Origin of the sequence: Agarivorans sp. Alg241-V36 (assembly GCF_900537085.1) — a bacterium.
Taxonomy (GTDB): Bacteria; Pseudomonadota; Gammaproteobacteria; order Enterobacterales; family Celerinatantimonadaceae; genus Agarivorans.
In genome coordinates this window covers 717,190-736,397 of sequence record NZ_UNRE01000001.1, presented here as the reverse complement: position 1 = coordinate 736,397, position 19,208 = coordinate 717,190, and the positions used below count along the sequence as shown (strand labels likewise).

Here is a 19,208-nt window from a genome sequence, read left to right as displayed (position 1 = left end):
CTATTTACAGCGAGCTATATTTGTCGCGCAGACGTTGGCGCACAAATTCAGCAATGGTGTTAAATGCAAAGGTAAATACAAACAATACAAAGGCTGCTAAGAACAGCACTCGGTAGTGAGAGCTTCCCACTTCAGACTCTGGCATTTCTACCGCAATGTTTGCCGATAAGGTACGCATACCTTGGAAGATACTCCAATCCATCACTGGTGTATTACCGGTAGCCATAAGTACAATCATGGTTTCACCTACTGCTCGGCCTAGGCCCATCATTACCGCCGAGAAAATACCGGGGCTAGCAGTTAAAATCACTACTTTAGTTAGCGTTTGCCAAGGCGTAGCACCCAATGCTAAAGAGCCATTACTCAAGTGCTTAGGCACCGAGAAAATAGCGTCTTCTGCAATAGAGAAAATCGTAGGAATAACTGCAAAGCCCATGGCTAAACCAACCACCATAGAGTTACGTTGGTCGAAGTTAATGCCTAGCTCATTGGTTAGGTATAAACGCGCATCACCGTCAAACATCCATTGCTCAAGCGCTGGGCTAATTTGAATACAGCCCCAGCCAATAAACAATACAACCGGAATAAGTACAATTGCGTCCCAACCTTCAGGCAGCATTTGGCGCACTTTCTTGGGCATTTTTGACCAAGCAAAAGCAGTTAGCAAAAAGCCTACGGGGAGCAACAACATAATGGCAATTACGCCAGGCAAGTTATCTTCAATTAATGGCGCTAACCATAAACCCGCCAAGAAGCCCAAAATTACCGTTGGTAAAGCTTCCATAATTTCTACGGTAGGCTTAACTACTTTACGCAGCGGCGCAGACATAAAGTAAGCGGTGTAAATAGCACCTGCTAAAGCAATAGGCGCGGCAAATAACATGGCGTAAAAAGCGGCTTTAATGGTACCAAAAGAAATTGGCACTAAGCTTAGCTTGGGCTCAAAGTCATCACTGGCCGAGGTTGATTGCCACACATATTGCGGCTCAGGGTAACCTTCGTACCAGATTTTGCTCCACAAGGCGCGCCAAGTGACTTCTGGGTGCTCGTTATCTACATGGTAGAACTCAAGGCCGTTTTCGGTTTCAGTTAGTAGGCCACTAGCTCGTGGAGAGAAGGCTAAACTAAAGGCTTTAGTGTCGGTCATCTCACGGACTAAACGGCCACCACCAGTGGTGTGAAATAAGGTAATAGAACCATCTTCCCCACTTACTGCAAAGCCTTTGCGGAAGTACTCAACACCAATTTCGTTTACTTTAGCGCCTGCATCAAACTCACGAATTTGCGTAAGCTTACGCACTCCATCCTTTGCTACGTCAAACCACTGGCTAATTTTGCCATTGTCGTTTGCCACAATAAGAGAGCTAGCACCGGTTAGTAAGGCAATGTCTGTAACATTGGTGTCGGTGCTATTAATAAAGTCCACTGAGTTTAAGCGCACGTTATCAATATCAGAGATATTGTAGTTAGCTAACTGGTTACCGTTACGAATATATAAACGGCGTAAGTCTGGCGTTACCAAAATTTGGTCAATTTTGCTTGGCAAGCTTGGGATGTAGGCCGTTTCAGGCAGCCATTCCAAAGACTCGCTAAACATGTCTTCTTCAGCTTCGTAACGAACCAACAAGCCTCGGCCATCGGCGGTTACTGCTGCTACCACTGCTGACTCTTCTTGACGCTCAAAGGCAAGCTGTTCAATTGCTTGTCCTTGTGGGTCAATAATCAAGGCCTGTTCACCCATTGGGTAAGCAATGCCTGGCGTAATTAAACGCTTGTCGTTAGGGTAGCTAATACCAAATTTAGGTGAAACGATGTAAGCCAAGCCATCACTGGTACCGTAAGCCACCATGCCTTGGTTTGGCACTGTGCGGTCAGACGCAGTAATCTCTGCTTCAACTTGATAGTCTTGAAACTCGCGTTGGCTATCAATTAAGTTGAAAAAGCTTAACTGCCCGTCTTGATTGAAGCGATAAGCAATTTCGTTTTGCTCTTCAACACCAATAGCCACTGTGGCACTGCTATCTTGTAACGGAATGGTTTTAGATTTTTCTAAACTCGCGCCGTAGAAAATAGGTGCAACTACATACAATAAATAGAAGAAAATTAAGATCAGTGCTAATAGAACAACAATCCCGCCAGCACTTACGCTGTAGCGGGTTAGTCGGTCCTTAATTAGCCGCTGAGCACTACTATTAAATGACACTGACTGCGTCATATATCCCTCACAATTTAATAGGTCTGGCGAAAGTATATGGCAGTTTTATGACAGTATTGTTACAGGGTGAAATACTAAAAAAAATGTCACGATTTGGTGGGATAAAAAACGTTCACCAACTATGATTATCAGGTATGTGTTACATTTGTATGTACCTAATATTACAAAGAAATTATATTGCATGCTTGGCTGGCTTTTTGTCCAAGCAGGGCTTTAAGTATCTTCCTAATTACTTAAAAGCTATGCATACTTTAAACCCTCAGAAACATCGCTATTAGTTTGCTGTAATAAAACTAATGGCGCAAGGCTATGGAGTAACAAGATGAAACAGCTCGTGGTAAGTGTCATTGGTAAAGATCGACCAGGCATCGTTGACCAATTATCCTCATTAGTCGTTCAGCACAAAGGCAACTGGTTAGCTAGCAGCCTAACAGAGCTCGCTGGCCAATTTGCTGGTATTCTGCACTTAGAAGTAGACGAGCAACACCTTGAAGCCCTAAGCCATGATCTACTTAATCAACAAAATCTACTGGTGAATATTGCCGAAGGCGATAGCAGTAATAATGATGACCACCAGCAAGTAGCCATTACCGTGACCGCCAATGACCGCGTAGGGATTGTACAAGAGGTGACCCAAGCACTTAATGCGCTGGGTGTAAGTTTAAGCGAAATTAATACCCATGTAGCCAGCGCCCCCAACTGGGGAGGCCTTATATTCACCGCTAAGCTCAGTGTGCCATGTGCCAACGATGAACAATTGGGCGCAATTCAAGAGTCTTTGGAATCATTAGCCGACGATCTAATGGTAGATATTGAACAAGACTAATTCCCCACTTTAATAAGTAAGTATCAAAGGTGAACAATGAGCGACAGTCTATATATAGAGAAAGAGTTAAGCTGGCTTTCGTTTAATCAACGGGTTTTGCAAGAAGCGCAAGACCATTCAGTACCGATTATCGAGCGAGTTCGATTTTTAGGTATTTTTTCCAACAACCAAGATGAATTTTATAAAGTACGGGTTGCCGCGCTTAAACGCCGAATTATCCTTAATGAGCTTAAATCTAAAGACGATGGCTCAATACAACTACTCAACGACGTACAAGCCAAGCTAGCAGAGCTGCAGCAAGACTTCGACGATACCTATCGCGAGATTATTCTTACCCTAGCGCGCCGTAATATCTTTTTGATTAACGAAGATCAACTGAGCGACAACCATCAAAACTGGGTAAGAAAATACTTTAAAGACAAGGTATTGCGTCATATTACGCCAATCGTATTAACCAAACGTACCGACTTGGTTCGCTTTTTAAAAGACGAATACACCTACCTCGCGGTAGAAGTGAAAAAGGGCGATGATGAAAGTCACCTACTAATTGAGATCCCCACCGACAGCTTACCGCGCTTTGTGGTACTGCCGCCCGATGGCTCAAAAACCCGTAAAACCTTAATCATACTAGATAACATCATTCGCTTCTGTTTAGATGATTTGTTAACAGGATTTTACGAATACGACTCCGTGTCTGCTTATTCAGTTAAAATGACCCGAGATGCCGAATACGACCTCACCGATGAAGTAGACCAAGGCCTGCTAGAGAAAATGTCTGAGGGCATTAAGCAACGTTTAACCGCTGAGCCAGTGCGCTTTGTGTACGACAGAGAAATGCCTAACAGCATGATAAAGCGTTTAAGTAAGATGCTGCATATCTCTAAACTTGACCACAGTGTCAGTGGCAGCCGCTACCACAATTTTAAAGACTTCATTGGTTTTCCCAATGTCGGCAGGAAATACTTAGAAAACCCTAAACTCCCTGCCCTAAACTGCCGAGACTTCGACAGCTTTGATACGGTGTTTAGCGCAATTAGCGCGCGAGATATTCTTCTCTACTACCCTTATCACAAATTCCGCTACATCTCGGAGTTTGTGCGCCAAGCGTCTTTTGACCCTAAAGTCACCAGCATAAAAATCAATATCTACCGGGTAGCGAAAAAATCTCACCTGATGAACTCGCTGATTGATGCCGCCAACAATGGCAAGCGAGTAACGGTAGTGATTGAACTGCGTGCTCGTTTTGACGAAGGCGCTAATATTGGTTGGGCGCAAATGCTTACCGATGCCGGGGTAAAAGTAGTATTTGGTGTACCTTCGCTAAAAGTACACTCAAAGCTCCTTTTAATCACCCGCAAAGAAGACGACCAAAGGGTGTATTACAGCCACATTGGCACTGGCAACTTCCACGAGAAAACGGCCAAAATTTACACCGACTTTGCGTTGTTCACCAAAAACCAAGAAATTGGTCAAGAAGTAGAAAACGTATTTAGCTTCATTCAAAAGCCTTATCGACGCTTTAAATTCCAACACCTAATTGTTTCGCCCAACGATACGCGCAGACGTTTGTTTAGCTTAATCGATTATGAAATCAATCAAGCCAACGCTGGCAACCCCGCGGCAATCACCATTAAAGTGAATAATTTGGTGGATAAAGGCGTAGTCACTCGCTTGTATGCGGCCAGCAAAGCGGGAGTTAAAATCCGCATGATTATTCGTGGTATGTGTTCTTTAGTACCTGGGCTTGAAGGCAATAATGACAACATAAAAATTATCAGTATTGTCGATCGCTTCTTAGAGCACCCGAGGGTATTCCACTTCCATCATAGCGGCGAAGATCAGGTTTATATTGCCTCTTTCGATTGGATGACCCGCAACATCGAAGAGCGTGTTGAAGTTGGTGTTCCTATTTACAATGACGAGCTTAAACAGCGGGTGATTGATTTAATGGACCTCCAATTTGCTGATACCACCAAGGCGCGAATTATCGATGCTAAGCAGCAAAACTTGTATGTCCGACGCGGTAATCGCCGCAAGATCCGCTCGCAAGTGTGGACTCATGATTACCTAAAAGCGATTGAGTCTAAGCCGCGCCGCATTGTGACCAGTGGTGAACCTTCTAAAACCTAAAATAGACAAATAATCCGACGTTTATAACGTCGGATTATTTAGAGCTTAGATATCACACTGTAACGCTTATTATTTTTCAGCAACTCCAGTGCCTTAGTCAAAATAAAATACTTAAAGTCACTTATAATTAAGACTTAAGTAGTGATTTTTTGGATTATAAAGCATGAGACTAGATGAGTTGGAGTTAGGCACACTTCGAGTATTGCTCGATTTACATCAAACTCAAAACACCTATAAAACAGCAGATCGCTTGCAACTCTCGCAATCCAAAGTCGTTCGTCACTTGGCAAAGGCACGCGATATTTTGGATGATCGCTTACTAATCCGCTCTGGAAATCGTTTAGAACCCACTAGCTACTTAAAGCAAATTGTTGAACATATTCCAGGATTACTACATTCAGCGCGGCAAGCCTTGCAAAGTGATAAACAGCTCGACCCATTGCTTCTCGAAGGTGAACGAGTGGTTATTCTAAATCGCCCATTAATATCAGTTTATGGCACTCGCTTATACAAAGCCCTCTCTCAAGCTGCGCCCAATGTTACTTGGTGTTTAGAAGAATGGGGGGAGTCAAGCACGGAAAAGCTGCTTCAAGGAAGAGCGTGCCTAGGCCTAAATTTCTTTAATCGATTTCTGACTAAATCCATAAGCCAAAAAACTATCGCTCAAGATGAATTTATTTTATTAGTTAATCCTAATCACCCTTTGGTTCTATCACCACCAAAAACTTTAGACAACATCTTCCATTGGCCACTTATTATTTGGAATGCCAGCAACTGGCTTGACCTAAGCGCACACTTTGACATGGTGGTAAACAACTTAAAAGTTGAGCCACAAATTAGCCTAAAAACAGATAACTTTTTATTGGCAATGAATGCTTGTGAACAAAGCAATGGAGTACTAACTGCAAGTCGATTAATGCAGCCAGAGAAAACCACATTGGTAAGTATTGAGTTACCGAAAAACTGGGACGATGTGGCCAAAGGCGTACAAGACATCGTAGTATGCTCAGCCCAACAGAATAAAAACAATCCACTAAACGTATGGATAATGAAGATCATAAGCTCTATAACAAACCCAAGTCAGATATCGAATTAGTTAAAGTCACTACTGCGTATTTTGCAAAAACAGGCTTATTTGTATTATGTGGATATTCAAACAAATGACCAAGTAGTGTAAATGCTCAAGCTAAAAAATTCCTTAATTGCGTCAGCCATCTTAACCGCATTTCTTTCTCCATTAAGTATTGCTGAAGAAGCCCAAAGTGCCGTGATAGACAATGAAGCCACTGAAGGCGAGTTTCATGATGCTGACCCTCGTAACAGCAACTGGCGCGGAGGTATAGCGGCCGATCATAATGGTCAGATTAAATTGGCTGCTGGCGGTGGCCAAGGTTCAGCAACAACTCAAACAAACTTATTGGGTGAATACTACACTGAAAGCGAAAATTTCCGTTTTCGTTTAGCCCACTTTGATGCGCGCTTTGGCGGTGTTTACGCTGACTTATACCGCTTGACGGATCTCACTAACATGTACACTGCCGGTTACATGCTTCCGCTAAAAACCGCTGAAGGTACTATGTTCTTCCCCTCAGTAAACTACACCTACGTTGACTGGGATGTCGAAGGGATTAGTGACAACATCAACACCAACTGCCGGAATTATGGTGATTTAGAAAATGGCTTATGCAAAGGTATTGCTGATTTTGGTGGCGCTAATGGTGCTAACGTAGCCAAGATTTTAGGATCCGATGAATCACATATGAGCTCACTCAATCTTTACGTATTACAACCCTGGAATGAAACGCACTACACAGTGTTAAATGCCAATATGGGTAAGTCTTTTGACGGAGTAGAGATGAACGTTGTTAACTTGATGTGGCTACAAGGCATTCGTACTCACTTAGGAGACAATATTTTAAACATCTACCTAGAAGTAAAATATGACGTGCTTCAGGTAGATAGTGCCTTATACAACCCGATATCAGGCCAAGGTAGTGTGAAATCAGAAGAGACTGTAGGAACCATCGGCTTCGACTTCCGCTTCTAAGCCCTACTGAACAAAGCATAAGCGCTAAGCCGCTTATGCTTTGTTCAGTCATACAGCAACCAGCTATTTCCCGCCAATTTCATTGCTTAACTGCCCCAAAAAACTCAGCATGAAATTGCTACGTTTTTGTGCTTCTCGTTTTGCAGCTTTAGTGTGCACTGTATCTTCGATTAGCAATAACTTTGAATAAAAGTGATCGATGGTGAATTGCTTATCATCAGGTTCTCTTGATTCACACATTGGGTCATCACGATGATAAAGTGGGCGCTGCAAGCTAGTACCCACTTGAATACAGCGACTAATACCTATCGCGCCTAAGGCATCAATTCTATCCGCATCTTGAACGATCTTCGCTTCAAGACTGCTTGGCTTAATATCTGCGCTGTAACTATGGGCTTCAATCGCGTGATGAATTTCATCTAAATACTCAGCTGGATAAGCAATTGAACCAAGAAAATCAATGGCTTTATCTGCCGCTAAGCTAGAGACCAAACTGCGCTGCGGGTGATTCTTTGGCAGTGAAACACAATCGTGCAACCATGCAGCTGGAACCACTACCTCAATCTGGCCGCCTTCCTGTTTACCCAGATATTTGGCCAATTTTACTACCCGCTCAATATGGTCGATGTTGTGGGCAGCATCACTGGTTTGCAGGCCCAGTAAAAACTCTCTGCAATGGATCTCTAATTGCTTAATCATAAAGCTCAAAATAACAGGTTAGCTAATCAGCGTAAGCTACCCCAAAGCCTAATTCGAGTCAAAAGATGCCAAAACTTTTTGGGGGCTTAATCATAACTAAAGCAAGTAAAAACCCGTTCAAGTTTTCGTATTTAAACCCACAAAAAGTGTTTACACTAACAATTTTATCATTCATTATTTAATGATAAACGATAAATAAATATCTTTTATCAGGAAAAAAGCTTTATATGGAGAAGCAAGGGTATGCAGTCACTGGAAGCAATTAGCATCGTTGGCAAAAGAATGCGGCTAATTCTGTGGGGCTTAGTTGCCTTAATTTTAATTTGCTTGGTGGGCTTCCCTAGTGAACTGGGCTTAGATATTGAACCGATGAAACATAGCCCTTGGGTATTTAGTTTTCACACGGTAATGGAAATGCTGTTTGGTTATCCCGAGCTTATCTTTGAGGATGGCCAACTCATCGACAAGGACATGCACTTTGCACACCCTGAGCCACTATCACTGACTATGCGCCTTGTTGCAGTGGCTATATTCTTCGCCACTAGCCTTATTATGGCTTCTTTGATTTGGCAAATTGACCGTTTATTCTTAGCCTACAGTAAAGGCAAAGTGTTCACTCAAGAAACCACTCGCAGTTTTCAATATATAGGCTGGGCATTAGTCGCCCTATTCACCGTAAACAGCGTAGCGAGCTACCTTATTGAGCAGCTTATGTTTCCTATGAAAATGCCAAATGGCTTGCCCTTCCCACCGCCGCCTCCTGAAGATTTATTTGGTTTTATGCCACCGCCACCTCCAGAAGATCTATTTGGCTTCATACCACCACCTCATGAATGGGTAAGCTTGGAATACATACAGTTAGACTTTCCCCTACTCTTAGCTGGCTTATTTATGATTATGGTCGCCCACGTGATGAAGTTGGGTATGCAAATTCAAGCCGATGTTGACGCAACCATTTAGTAGGAGCGAGCAATGACGATAGTAATTAATCTAGACGTAATGCTAGCCAAAAGAAAAATGCGTTTGAACGATCTGTCAGACGCTGTTGGCATATCAATTCAAAACTTATCGATTTTGAAAACAGGCCGTGCCAAGGCCATTAGGTTTTCAACGCTAAGTGCAATTTGTCAGGTTTTAGAATGCCAACCTGGCGATTTACTTGAGTATCAGCCGGAGCAAGATGCCGGCTAATTCGATAAGAAAAATCTCAGTATTCAGTAAAGTCACAAGGAATTAAACATGAACTACCGACTCAAACAAAACCTACGACTGTTCGCTCCAGTTCTTGCTTTTGCATTCTATTTTTCGGGCTTGCAGGCGGAACAAATTGATAAACTAGAAACCTTAAGCGACCCCTTTGTCGTGGTAGATTATGATGCGTCTATCCCTTACTTACCTGCCGATAAACAAGATCTGGCAAAAGACTGGCGAAAGCAGATGCTCGCTCTAGAACACCAATTAGAAGGCGCTGAAAACAAAGATAAACTCAAAGTAAATATCACCTTTAATACTCTTTATCAGCAGTTAGATCAGCTATTCGCTGACAACCAAACTGATTTGATAAAGGTAAATGTCCTAGCAAACTTAAGCAACGAAGAACAATTGCAAGCTTTGGAGCTATGGCGAGATATCCAACTTAAAGAGATAGATCTGTTAAGTCACAATTATAGTGAAACCGAAGAGCAAGAGTTGTACAAAAAATACGCAAAGCTGGACGCAATTTTAGCTACTGTTGACTAATATAACTACAATATTGCAATAGAAGGAATGCTTGATTCAGCACCTTCTATTCGTCTCTAGCTAGCATGAAACATAGCGATTGCTAGCAAACACTAGCCATCGCTTATAAAGCTACAAGTCACAGCTAAAGCCCACATTACACAATTTCTTTACACTTTCTCACATGTCAATTTCGATATATCGCAAGTTATTGAATTTCTTCGTTTAGCTTGACCAGCTCTTGAGTTTTCACTATTCGATTTGACCTGAAAAATATATCAATTCAATACTAAGGTGTAACAAAAAATACACATTAAAATCACGTTATTAAACGTGCTCTTTAACGAGTTGTATAATCACGCTGCGCAAAATTAGGTGTGATTAGTTCGTTGGTAACTTTAACGGAATAGGGACACCTAAATGAAAACTCCAATGTTAGCGCTAACATTAACTCTTAGCTCTTTACTATTAACCGCTCCAAGCACAGTAAGTGCAGCGAGCATTGGCAAAACCATCTGTGATCCAGCGGCAGATTCGGGCAACGGTTATGGCTCTGGTTACTACGGTGGTCACTTTTACTCCTGGTTTGAGTTAAGCCAAAACAACATTAAAACCTGTGATGTGAAAATTGGTTTTTATAACGATGCAGGTCGCCACTATCGCGCAGAATGGAATATGGCAAAATCTTGGGGTGAAGATGCCATTGGCGGTCTAGGTTGGAATACCGGTGCTAGATATCGCAAGATTGGTTACAACGTTGGCGAGCTCACCAGCAACTCTAATATTCAAAAAGCCTTAGTGGCGCTATACGGTTGGTCTTGTAGCGGCAGCACATCGCAAGAGTACTACGTAGTCGATACCTGGAAAGGCCCAGGTAAATTTGTTCCTTGGGACGAAAACGCCGGCGCACCAGCACAAAGCAAGGGCACCGTTTACGCTAATAACGCCACTTACGATGTATACCTAGTAGACCGTAATGGTGCGCAATATTGTGGTAGCGGTGATAACCGAAGCTTCAAGCAGTTTTGGAGCGTTCGCCGTTCGCCAACAGCTAAAGGCCAAAATCACAACATAGATTTTGGCCCCCACGTAAATCGCTGGGATAACTCAGATTTAGGTTTTAAAGCAAATGGTATAGGCAATGGTTACCAGATCTTAGCTATCGAGGTATTTGGCGATGCTAATATCAATCATAAGGGTGCTGTAGACCTTTCACTGTGGCCTAGATAACACTATTAGTAACACTTGAATCGAAGCTAAGCGTTAAGTAACGCTTAGCTTTGACGCTCTCGATAGGAAGCAATTATGAAGACTTATGGATTGGTACTTTCTTTAACTGGCACCTTTATCGCCGGCTACCTAGTGGCAGTTATTTATCATCCTAAGCCAAGCCGTGATGCTTTTTACCATGAAAACCCACAAACCGATTTAGTCATGCAGTCCAATACTGCAAACAGCATTACTAACAATACAAATGCCTTGGCTGAACAGAGTCATGTAAATGCCACTTTCACCATCAATCCAGCTAGCCAACAAGAGCTGACTCAAGCGATAAACACTCCAGTCAACGTAGCCTTAAGCAACAAGGTGCAAAATGAAGCTGAATACAGCAAAGCAGCCCAGTTTGATGCGCTAAAACAGGCCATCCAAACCGATCCTACGAGCTTAGCGACCTCAATCGATCAGCTTGCTCAGCTTAAGGTAGACGACCCAGATTTTGATTTACTGCTATCGGCAATTCAAAGCACCGCGAACCCAAACAGCAATCAAGCTTTGCTTGGCTTAGCAGAACAGTATGCCATGCTCAGTGATGTCCAATCTCAGCAGAAGTTTCTGTCACTGCTGAGCAGCACTTCAGAAGTTGAGTCTCAGCTGCTAGTTCAAGGATTAGTAGACCTAGCAACCCAACAACAAAGCGATGCCTATACGCGGGTAGAAGCCTTAGCTTTATTAAAGCCCTATCAAATATCAGAGGCAGAGCGAGAGCAGATTACTGGAGAATTAGAACAGCAAGTGCTAGCAGCCAGTGCTGATGAAGCAGAAGTATTACTGTCTCAGCTAATGCGCTTTAGCCACAATCAGCAGCGCTCAGACATTGCCAGTGACATGTTGTACAACAGCTCTGAGCCAACCAAACTGGCAATACTAAACAACATTAATAGTGGTAGCATTCCTGCAGCTGATGAGTTGAAAACCAAGCTATTAGCGATGGCCAGCGATCAACAAGGTGCCTTGTGGTTTGAAGCACAACAAACCCTGCTCAGCTCTTTTGATTTAAGCCAGCAAGAATACTCACAACTAAACAGCAACTAACTTAGCTTAAGCTTGGCGGCTTACTTTAATCAGCATGGCGGTTTCGGGATCCATAATCGGCAGCTGTAAACCCAGCTTCATAAGCTGTTCGCCGGTAAATACAGCGCTTTGCTCAAGCCAATCAGGACACTTTTTCATAATATGTTTAAAGTCTGGTTGGTCTAATACTTCTACTAGATATCTTGCCTGAGGCTCTAGATCAATGAGCTTTAAACGGCCAGGTAAGGTGTAAGCTGGCATGCGCAATTGCACCGCCCAGTAAACGCCCTCCCCCTGCTGTTTATCTAATACACCGTAGGCTTGCCAACTACTGTCACTGGCCAACAACTGCTGAAAAACACCTTTATGCAACAGCGGACGCAGTGATTTATGCAAAGCAATATAATGGGCGAATTGTTCCCGCTCATTAGCGTCTACTGCCACTGGGTCTAACTCTACCCCCATATGGCCGAGTAAAGCGGTTAAGCCTCTAAAACCGATGCTGTGTTGGCGATAGGTAGTATGGCTGTGTGCAGGGCCAATATGCGAACCCATGACTTCTGGTGGGAAGAAATACAACATCGCAGGCTGCATAATTTGCCGCTCTAAAGCGTCGTTACTGTCTGAAAGCCAGAAGCGATGACTGCGCTTAAGCACTTCGTAATCGATTCGCCCGCCACCAGAGGAGCAGCTTTCTATTTCCAGCTGAGGGTGGCGTTTAGCCAGTTCATCCACCAGCGCATAAAATGCCAAAGTTTGACCATGCACCGCGGCTTCACCTAAATGGCTGGCTTGTACCAGCTCGCGGTTCATATCCCATTTTATATAAGCAATGTTGTACTGGCTTAACAAGCTATCAACGCGCTCTAGCAAATAAGCAAACACCTGCGGGTTTTGCAAATCCAGCACATATTGGTAGCGGCCAGTTTTTTGCTGATAGCCTTCTTGCCCTAATACCCATTCTGGGTGTTCTCGGTATAAATTAGAGTCAGGGTTTACCATTTCAGGCTCAAACCATAAACCAAATTCCATGCCTAAGTCTTGTACGAGATCTATCACCTCTTCCAAGCCTTTAGGGTATTTTTTGTTATCTAAAAACCAATCCCCTAAACCTGCTTTGTCGTGCTCTCGGCCAATAAACCAGCCATCATCAATAATGAAACGCTCTACGCCGATATCTGCGGCCAAGCTGGCCATTTTCTTAATGTAGGCTGGGTCGTGTTCAAAGTAGATCCCTTCCCAAGTATTAAGGTGCACTGGCCTTGCTTTATTGGGGTTTGGAAAATTGATGATGTGACTACGCACATAGTGATGAAAGTTAGCACTCATCGCATTTAAGCCAGAATGGCTATAGGTCGCCATCAACTGCGGCGTTTGGTAACTCTGACCTTTTGCCAAACGCACTTCGCCGCTAAGCAGCAGTTCCTCGGCTTGTAGCCAACGTCGCCCATCGGTTTTTACGCCGCTTTGAATACGATGATTGCCGCTCCAGGCTAAGTGAAAGCCAAAGACCTCTCCCGTTTGATGTGAGAAACCTTTGCTGCCAATAACTGCTCCGGGAAAGTATTGATGAGAGGTGCGCCCGCGCCGATTCTCTTGGCTGATAATGCCCCTCTCTAGCGGCTGGCGATGCTGCTGAAACTCTTTAGTCCAGCGACCATGTAATGACAAGAGTTCGTCACAATACGCTGGCATCGGCAAAGTAAGCGCCAAGCGTTGTAAGTTGTATTCATGCTCACCATGGTTGGTCACCGTGCTTTGCATAGTAAGTACATCGCTGGCCTCATCTAGGCTCAAACTCACAGTCAGCCCGAGCTCAGCTCGGCTATCCAGCGCTTCTACAGTTAAGCATTTGTGTCCTTGCAGGCTAAGTTTCGCGCTAAAGCTTGGACACCAATCTTTACCTGCTCTATTCCCCTCTAGTCCTGGGCTAGAAAACCAACCTTCGCTAGCTTCTGGGCATAAGCTAAGCGGCACATCTTCATCTAGGCTTGCTTCAGGCACTGGGCGGCTAAGCGCCGTTAATAATTGCTCATCAATGGGGCCTTCGAGCTTAGCACCCCAATAGATGATTTCTGGCAAACTGTTGGTTTGCTTTAACAACAGGCTGCTGCAGCGCCCGAATAAATGAATCAAGCTCATGGCAACTATCCTTTATCCCTGTGCAGAAAAATCGATGTGGTAGCTAAAGTAGTTATCTAAAACTTGATGTTTGGGATGCACCGATGGGCTCCACGAATCATCACCGCCCACACCCTGATGGGCAACATCTAAGTGTACAAACACACTGCCGCTGTCTTTAAGCTGATAGTTATGCGTTGCCTCACTAAGTTGCTGCTGACTAAAGCGGCTGGCGCTCATTTGTAAACTAGGCTGGCACTGCAGTTCTACTTTTAGTTGTTCATGTTGAACGGATAACTGCCGAACCTCTCCCCTTCCGCCATTTTCACTGGGGAAGATATAAGGAGTATGTAAATCGTCGACAGTTTCACTAAAGCGACCAAGTGTGGCCGAGGCTAAGCGGTCTCGATAGTTCTCATGCGGACCAAGACCAAACCACGACACTTGGTTAAACTGCTTATCCAAGCTTAAGCTAAGGCCAACCCGCGGTAGCGGCGGTAAGTAAGCTGCGGCTGATACTTCGCAATCAAAAGAGACTTTGTCAGCGCTAATCATGTAGCGATGTACCACTTTAAACGCCGTTCGTTGCCTATGGCGATATTCGCTGCTGCACTCTACTTGCCAACAGCCATTGCTTAGCTGTGAGAAATTGAAATCCACAGCTTCGCGCTTAAGCTCATGAAGACCAGCGCTTTGCCAACGGGCAATCCACGAGTTGGGATCCATTTGGCTGGCTTCACTTACTCCAATGTCATTATCTAATGGCGCACGGTAAAAGTTATCAGCCAGTGCTGCAGTAAACAGCTGTTTTCCATTCACTTGCCAACCTAGCCACTGCGCACTAACACAGTCAAATTCCAACTCTTGACTGGCACTTTTAAATTGTATTCTGCGATCTTGTTGGCTACATGTAAGCTCAGCTTTGTTTATGGGCTGACGACTTATCAAGCCACCCAGCGCTAGCTTGAACTGCTGCTTAGCCAAACTATGGCCCTTGCCTGCCCAGGCAGTGTCCTGTTGTAACTTAATCTCAATAGTCAGCCAAAATTCACCACTGGTTTGAGTGGCTAAGTCTTGCATCGCAGCCTTAGGCAAACACACTACTTGCTGCTCACCAGCCTCTAAGCTTAAGGCAAATTCACCTTGGCTAAACAGCTCACCATCACGCTCTACTCTCCACTCACCTAGTATATTGTCACTATTGTTGACCAGGTGCTCATTGCGAATAAGTACCTCACCTTTTGCGAGGTTTTCTGGGCTTATTTGCCAATACTGCTGCAGATACTTAATTTCATGCAAACTCGGGTGAGGACTGCGGTCGGGGAAAACTACACCATTAATACAAAATTGCCGGTCATTGGGTTTATCGCCAAAATCTCCACCATAAGCCCAGAAGTTCTCTCCCGTGTCGGCTTGCTGGGTAATGCCTTGGTCAACCCAATCCCAAATAAAACCACCTTGCAGGCGCGGATGTAAACGAAACGCTCGCCAATATTCGTCAATGCTCCCCAAGCTATTACCCATGGCATGAGCGTATTCACATAGAATAAGCGGACGCTGCTCATTAGGCTCGGCAATATGCGCAGTTATAGCACGTTTGGGTATGCCCTCGCCGGCCGTATCCCAATCCACTCGAGCATACATTGGACAAAGGATATCGGTGGCGGGTGTATCTGCTCCGCCGCCTTCGTATTGAATGGGTCGACTTGGGTCTGCTTGTTTCAACCAGCCGTACATCGCATCGTGATTATTACCGTATCCAGACTCGTTGCCCAAAGACCATATGATGATCGAGGGATGGTTTTTGTCGCGTGCTACCATGCGAGTCACCCGCTGCATATAGGCATGCATCCACTGCGGGTCGTCGGACAAACGCTTCATGGGAAACATGCCATGGGTTTCTAGATTGGTTTCATCAACCAACAGCAAACCGTATTCATCACAGAGTTCATACCAACGTGGATGATTAGGATAATGCGCAGTGCGAACAGCATTAAAATTGTTTTGCTTAAGCAGTTTAATGTCTTGCAGCATGCTTTCTTCGGTCATTACATGACCAAGCTCTGGGTCATGTTCGTGGCGATTTACCCCACGAATTAACACCGGTTTACCATTGAGCTTTAATAAACCATCGCTAATGTCTACTCGGCGAAAACCTACCGCGCTTCGCTCAACTTCTAATAGCTCGCCTTTTTCATTAAATAAGCTCACCACTGCCTGATACAGATTAGGCTGCTCGTCACTCCATAACTTCGGTTCATCAACATGTGCATTTAAGAAGACGCGATCGGCAAAGCCGCCTTTTTCATCTACCGACAAGTTGTTAGTAGATTGGCGAACTGGCGCTGCTAATACCGCCTCTTCACCATCGAACAACTGTAACTCTATTTGGTAACCTTGTAATTGCGCCAAACTGGCGCCGGCTAGCTGCACTTCAACTTGCAGATGCGCATCGCGGAAACAGGCATCAAGCTCAGTATTTATTGAAAAGTCTGCAATGTGGATCAGTGGTTTGGCGTAAATGCTTACATCGCGGAAAATTCCACTTAGCCACCACATATCTTGGTCTTCTAGATAACTGCCATCACTCCAGCGATAAACAATCACACACAGTTGGTTTTCGCCTTCTTGTAAAAAAGTCCCGATATCGAATTCACTGGCTAAGCGACTATCTTGCCCATACCCCACTAGGTTGCCATTTACTACAACATGAAAGGCAGAGTTAACCCCATCAAAACGAAGCCGCACTTGTTTATTTTGCCATGCAGCGTTGTAAGTAAAGCTAGTGCGATAAACACCAGTTGGGTTATCGCTAGGCACCTTTGGCGGGTTTACTTCAAAGGGATAAATAACATTGGTGTATATGGCTTTATCAAAGCCCTGTAATTGCCAATTACCCGGTACGGAAATGCCTTGCCAACTTCCTTTGCTGCCAGTAATTAGCCCGTCACTCAGTTGCTCGGGCTGCTTAAGTAAACAAAAATGCCATTGCCCATCTAAGCTAAGCTGATGCTCTGCTTGTTGTAGATTCAAAGCCGCGCTTACGCTGGCAAAAGAAGCCATTGGCACGTGTGAGGGTAAGCGATTACGTTCAGTAACAGATGGATTTTCCCAGTCTCTTTGGGCTAGTAGTGTGGCGCTTAATCGCGTCATTCTTATCTCCATAAACCAAGTGGCAAAGTGTAGGTGCTTGTTATCATGAGATTCATCTAAACCTAGTTTGATGAGTAAACAGCAGTGATAACAAGTTTATTGGCTGATTTTAGTTGGCCTATCTCGGCAAAAATGAGAGCAGAATCACGAAAGCAGGAAAACGTTTACACAAAGTAAATGAAATGTAACTACTAGGCAGTAGTTACATTTCATTTAACAGAAGAGCAAAACTTAAAGCACTTAAGAAAGTTGGGTATTTTTACGTGCTAGTCGCGCACTAATCACCCCAAGTACCGCCAGTATGAATATGCCAAAGGTACTTGGTTCATTGATACGCTTGATAGAGGGATCGGAAGGGTCTCGCGCCCAAACATTTAAATGTGATATAGCCTGTGCACTATTGCCATTAGGATTAAGAAAATCTCCGGTATCTAAACTACCAGACAGCTTATAAGGAGTATTAAAGTTTAAACTTGAAGCAGGGTAGTCACTCAACTCCTGAGCAAAAATATCGATAAAGTCGAAATCGTAAAGTATAAAACCGTTACCCGCTTTTATAGAGAACACAAGGTGGTCAAAGGTGGCCTCACCTAACAGCTGGGATACTTGATCGATAATACTAGGATCGGTTTCTATTACCCAATCTACCGCTTTACATTCGCCGTTATCATCATCTACACAGGTAAACGTCATGTTGAGTAGAGCGTCTATATCCAGGAATAATCCACCACTGGTAACCGGCCCAGCTTGGTCATAGTTCACCGACAATTGATCATTTTGACCAATAGCTCCGCCAACACTGGCTAAGTGAATCCAACCCGGATCATCGGCAATTCCTGCAGGGAAGTTATCAAGATTTTGTAACTCCTCTGGCTCAATAAAAAACAATGAGTCATCGGGTCCATACTTGGTATTAAGCAGACCATCGTCTTTTTGGCCAATATTCACCTGCGGATCGTTGGCATTGCCATCATCATTTCCATCAAACACCAAACAGGCGCTGGCCGAATAAGATGGATTGGCCCCTCCCAACAACTCGCTAGCCTCACCCGATTCCATAATAGAATTTAGCGTAGCGCTAGAAGGGTCACACACTCCGCCCACCACAAAGCTTGTGACAGGGGTAGCCCAAAGGTTGAAGGAAGATAGAATGGCAAAAACACCGGCCGCGATAGGCAAATTCTTCATAAAACTAACGCTCTCTTTGGTATAGCCCATACTGACAGCGCTACCAATAAAGTCCCATTATTAGTGATACTTTAATAAAAGCATAATCTAAGCCAGTAGCTAGAAGTATCAAATTTTCAGCAACTTGAAAATAATGATAAAAAATAAATCTATCAGCATGTAAAAGACTTAGACACTTGTAATGACTATTTTACACTGATAATTTTATCTAATAATCAAACGCTTAGTAGCCAATTTCAGATAGAGCGAGTCGAATGAAATTGCTACACTGCGAAAAACTCAAGCAAGCGAACAAACAATGGCAACCATATACTATCTGCAACAAACCCAGCTTGAACAACTCAATGCTAAACCGCTTCCTGAGCAAATAAGAATTGAAGAAATAGAAGCCAACCAGGCCAAGCTTAGTCGCCAGTTTTACACTGAAGTGGGTAAGCATTGGCAATGGACAGATAAGCTAGTATGGACCGAGCAACAATGGCTTGAATATGCCTCCCCCGCTTCGCTGCGCACTTTTGCCGCTTACCTTAACCAAGAATTTGTCGGTTACTTTGAGCTAAACAAACATCCCGATAATAGTGTTGAAATAGCCTACTTTGGTTTGGCAAAAGCTTTTCATGGTCAAGGGATTGGTGGCGGTTTGCTGAGCCAATGCATACAAAGGGCTTGGCAGTGGAATCCAAGCAGGGTGTGGGTACATACTTGTGATTTAGACCACCCTGCCGCGCTGGCTAACTATAAAGCGCGAGGCATGGCGCTATATAAAACTGAGCATGAAGATTAAGCCTATTAAAGGCTTTTATCTTCACGCTCATTAT

15 protein-coding genes are annotated in these 19,208 nt (G+C 44.0%); 10 read left to right on the top strand and 5 right to left on the bottom strand.

The genetic code is table 11. The annotated features are described in order from the left end of the window. Positions 1–4: 4 nt before the first annotated feature. Complete coding sequence (locus G6R11_RS03505) at positions 5–2,215, bottom strand: ABC transporter permease subunit (protein ID WP_163131499.1); 2,211 nt, start codon at positions 2,213–2,215, stop codon at positions 5–7. Between the two features lie 322 nt (positions 2,216–2,537). Between G6R11_RS03505 and G6R11_RS03500 the strand changes: the two genes are divergently transcribed. From G6R11_RS03500 to G6R11_RS03485, 4 genes are all read left to right on the top strand, one after another. Next, positions 2,538–3,041: a glycine cleavage system protein R gene (locus G6R11_RS03500; protein WP_163131497.1), complete on the top strand. Its 504-nt coding sequence runs from the start codon at positions 2,538–2,540 to the stop codon at positions 3,039–3,041. Positions 3,042–3,077: 36 nt separating this feature from the next. Then, the gene (gene ppk1 / locus G6R11_RS03495; RefSeq protein ID WP_163131495.1) at positions 3,078–5,171 is read left to right on the top strand and encodes a polyphosphate kinase 1; all 2,094 of its coding nucleotides are present in this window, start codon (positions 3,078–3,080) and stop codon (positions 5,169–5,171) included. Positions 5,172–5,334: 163 nt separating this feature from the next. Continuing rightward, positions 5,335–6,267 (top strand): LysR family transcriptional regulator, encoded by a 933-nt coding sequence (locus tag G6R11_RS03490; protein WP_163131493.1) that lies wholly within the window; start codon positions 5,335–5,337, stop codon positions 6,265–6,267. A gap of 81 nt (positions 6,268–6,348) precedes the next feature. Continuing rightward, positions 6,349–7,218, top strand: a complete 870-nt coding sequence (locus G6R11_RS03485) for a hypothetical protein (protein ID WP_163131491.1) — start codon at positions 6,349–6,351, stop codon at positions 7,216–7,218. A 63-nt stretch (positions 7,219–7,281) separates the two neighbouring features. On the opposite strand, the gene G6R11_RS03480 is transcribed toward G6R11_RS03485, so the two are convergent. After that, on the bottom strand, positions 7,282–7,917 hold the full coding sequence (locus G6R11_RS03480; RefSeq protein ID WP_163131489.1) for an HD domain-containing protein: 636 nt from the start codon (positions 7,915–7,917) through the stop codon (positions 7,282–7,284). 243 nt (positions 7,918–8,160) lie between these two features. Here G6R11_RS03480 and G6R11_RS03475 point away from each other — a divergent pair, with 243 nt between their 5' ends. The 5 genes from G6R11_RS03475 (at position 8,161) to G6R11_RS03455 (ending at position 11,949) form a co-directional block, all read left to right on the top strand. Further along, positions 8,161–8,877 carry a DUF2975 domain-containing protein gene (locus G6R11_RS03475; protein WP_163131487.1) on the top strand — a complete coding sequence of 239 codons (717 nt, stop codon included), beginning with the start codon at positions 8,161–8,163 and terminating at the stop codon, positions 8,875–8,877. A gap of 12 nt (positions 8,878–8,889) precedes the next feature. Beyond that, on the top strand, positions 8,890–9,108 hold the full coding sequence (locus tag G6R11_RS03470; RefSeq protein WP_163131485.1) for a helix-turn-helix transcriptional regulator: 219 nt from the start codon (positions 8,890–8,892) through the stop codon (positions 9,106–9,108). Between the two features lie 48 nt (positions 9,109–9,156). Then, entirely contained in the window at positions 9,157–9,657 is a 501-nt protein-coding gene (locus tag G6R11_RS03465) for a hypothetical protein (RefSeq protein ID WP_163131483.1), read from the top strand. 399 nt (positions 9,658–10,056) lie between these two features. Beyond that, entirely contained in the window at positions 10,057–10,866 is an 810-nt protein-coding gene (locus G6R11_RS03460; protein WP_163131481.1) for a glycoside hydrolase family 11 protein, read from the top strand. A 75-nt stretch (positions 10,867–10,941) separates the two neighbouring features. Beyond that, a complete protein-coding gene (locus tag G6R11_RS03455) occupies positions 10,942–11,949 on the top strand; it encodes a hypothetical protein (RefSeq protein WP_163131479.1) in 1,008 nt (335 codons plus the stop codon). Between the two features lie 6 nt (positions 11,950–11,955). Here G6R11_RS03455 and G6R11_RS03450 read toward each other — a convergent pair whose 3' ends face one another. The 3 genes from G6R11_RS03450 to G6R11_RS03440 all read right to left on the bottom strand — a co-directional run bounded on the left by G6R11_RS03450 (position 11,956) and on the right by G6R11_RS03440 (position 18,390). Further along, positions 11,956–14,070 (bottom strand): alpha-galactosidase, encoded by a 2,115-nt coding sequence (locus G6R11_RS03450; protein WP_163131477.1) that lies wholly within the window; start codon positions 14,068–14,070, stop codon positions 11,956–11,958. Between the two features lie 12 nt (positions 14,071–14,082). Then, entirely contained in the window at positions 14,083–17,202 is a 3,120-nt protein-coding gene (locus G6R11_RS03445) for a beta-galactosidase (RefSeq protein ID WP_163131475.1), read from the bottom strand. A gap of 240 nt (positions 17,203–17,442) precedes the next feature. Further along, positions 17,443–18,390, bottom strand: coding sequence for a hypothetical protein (locus G6R11_RS03440; protein WP_163131473.1), 948 nt, complete (start codon positions 18,388–18,390; stop codon positions 17,443–17,445). Between the two features lie 298 nt (positions 18,391–18,688). On the opposite strand from G6R11_RS03440, the gene G6R11_RS03435 reads away from it, so the two are divergent. Further along, positions 18,689–19,174: a GNAT family N-acetyltransferase gene (locus tag G6R11_RS03435; RefSeq protein WP_163131471.1), complete on the top strand. Its 486-nt coding sequence runs from the start codon at positions 18,689–18,691 to the stop codon at positions 19,172–19,174. Positions 19,175–19,208 lie beyond the last annotated feature (34 nt).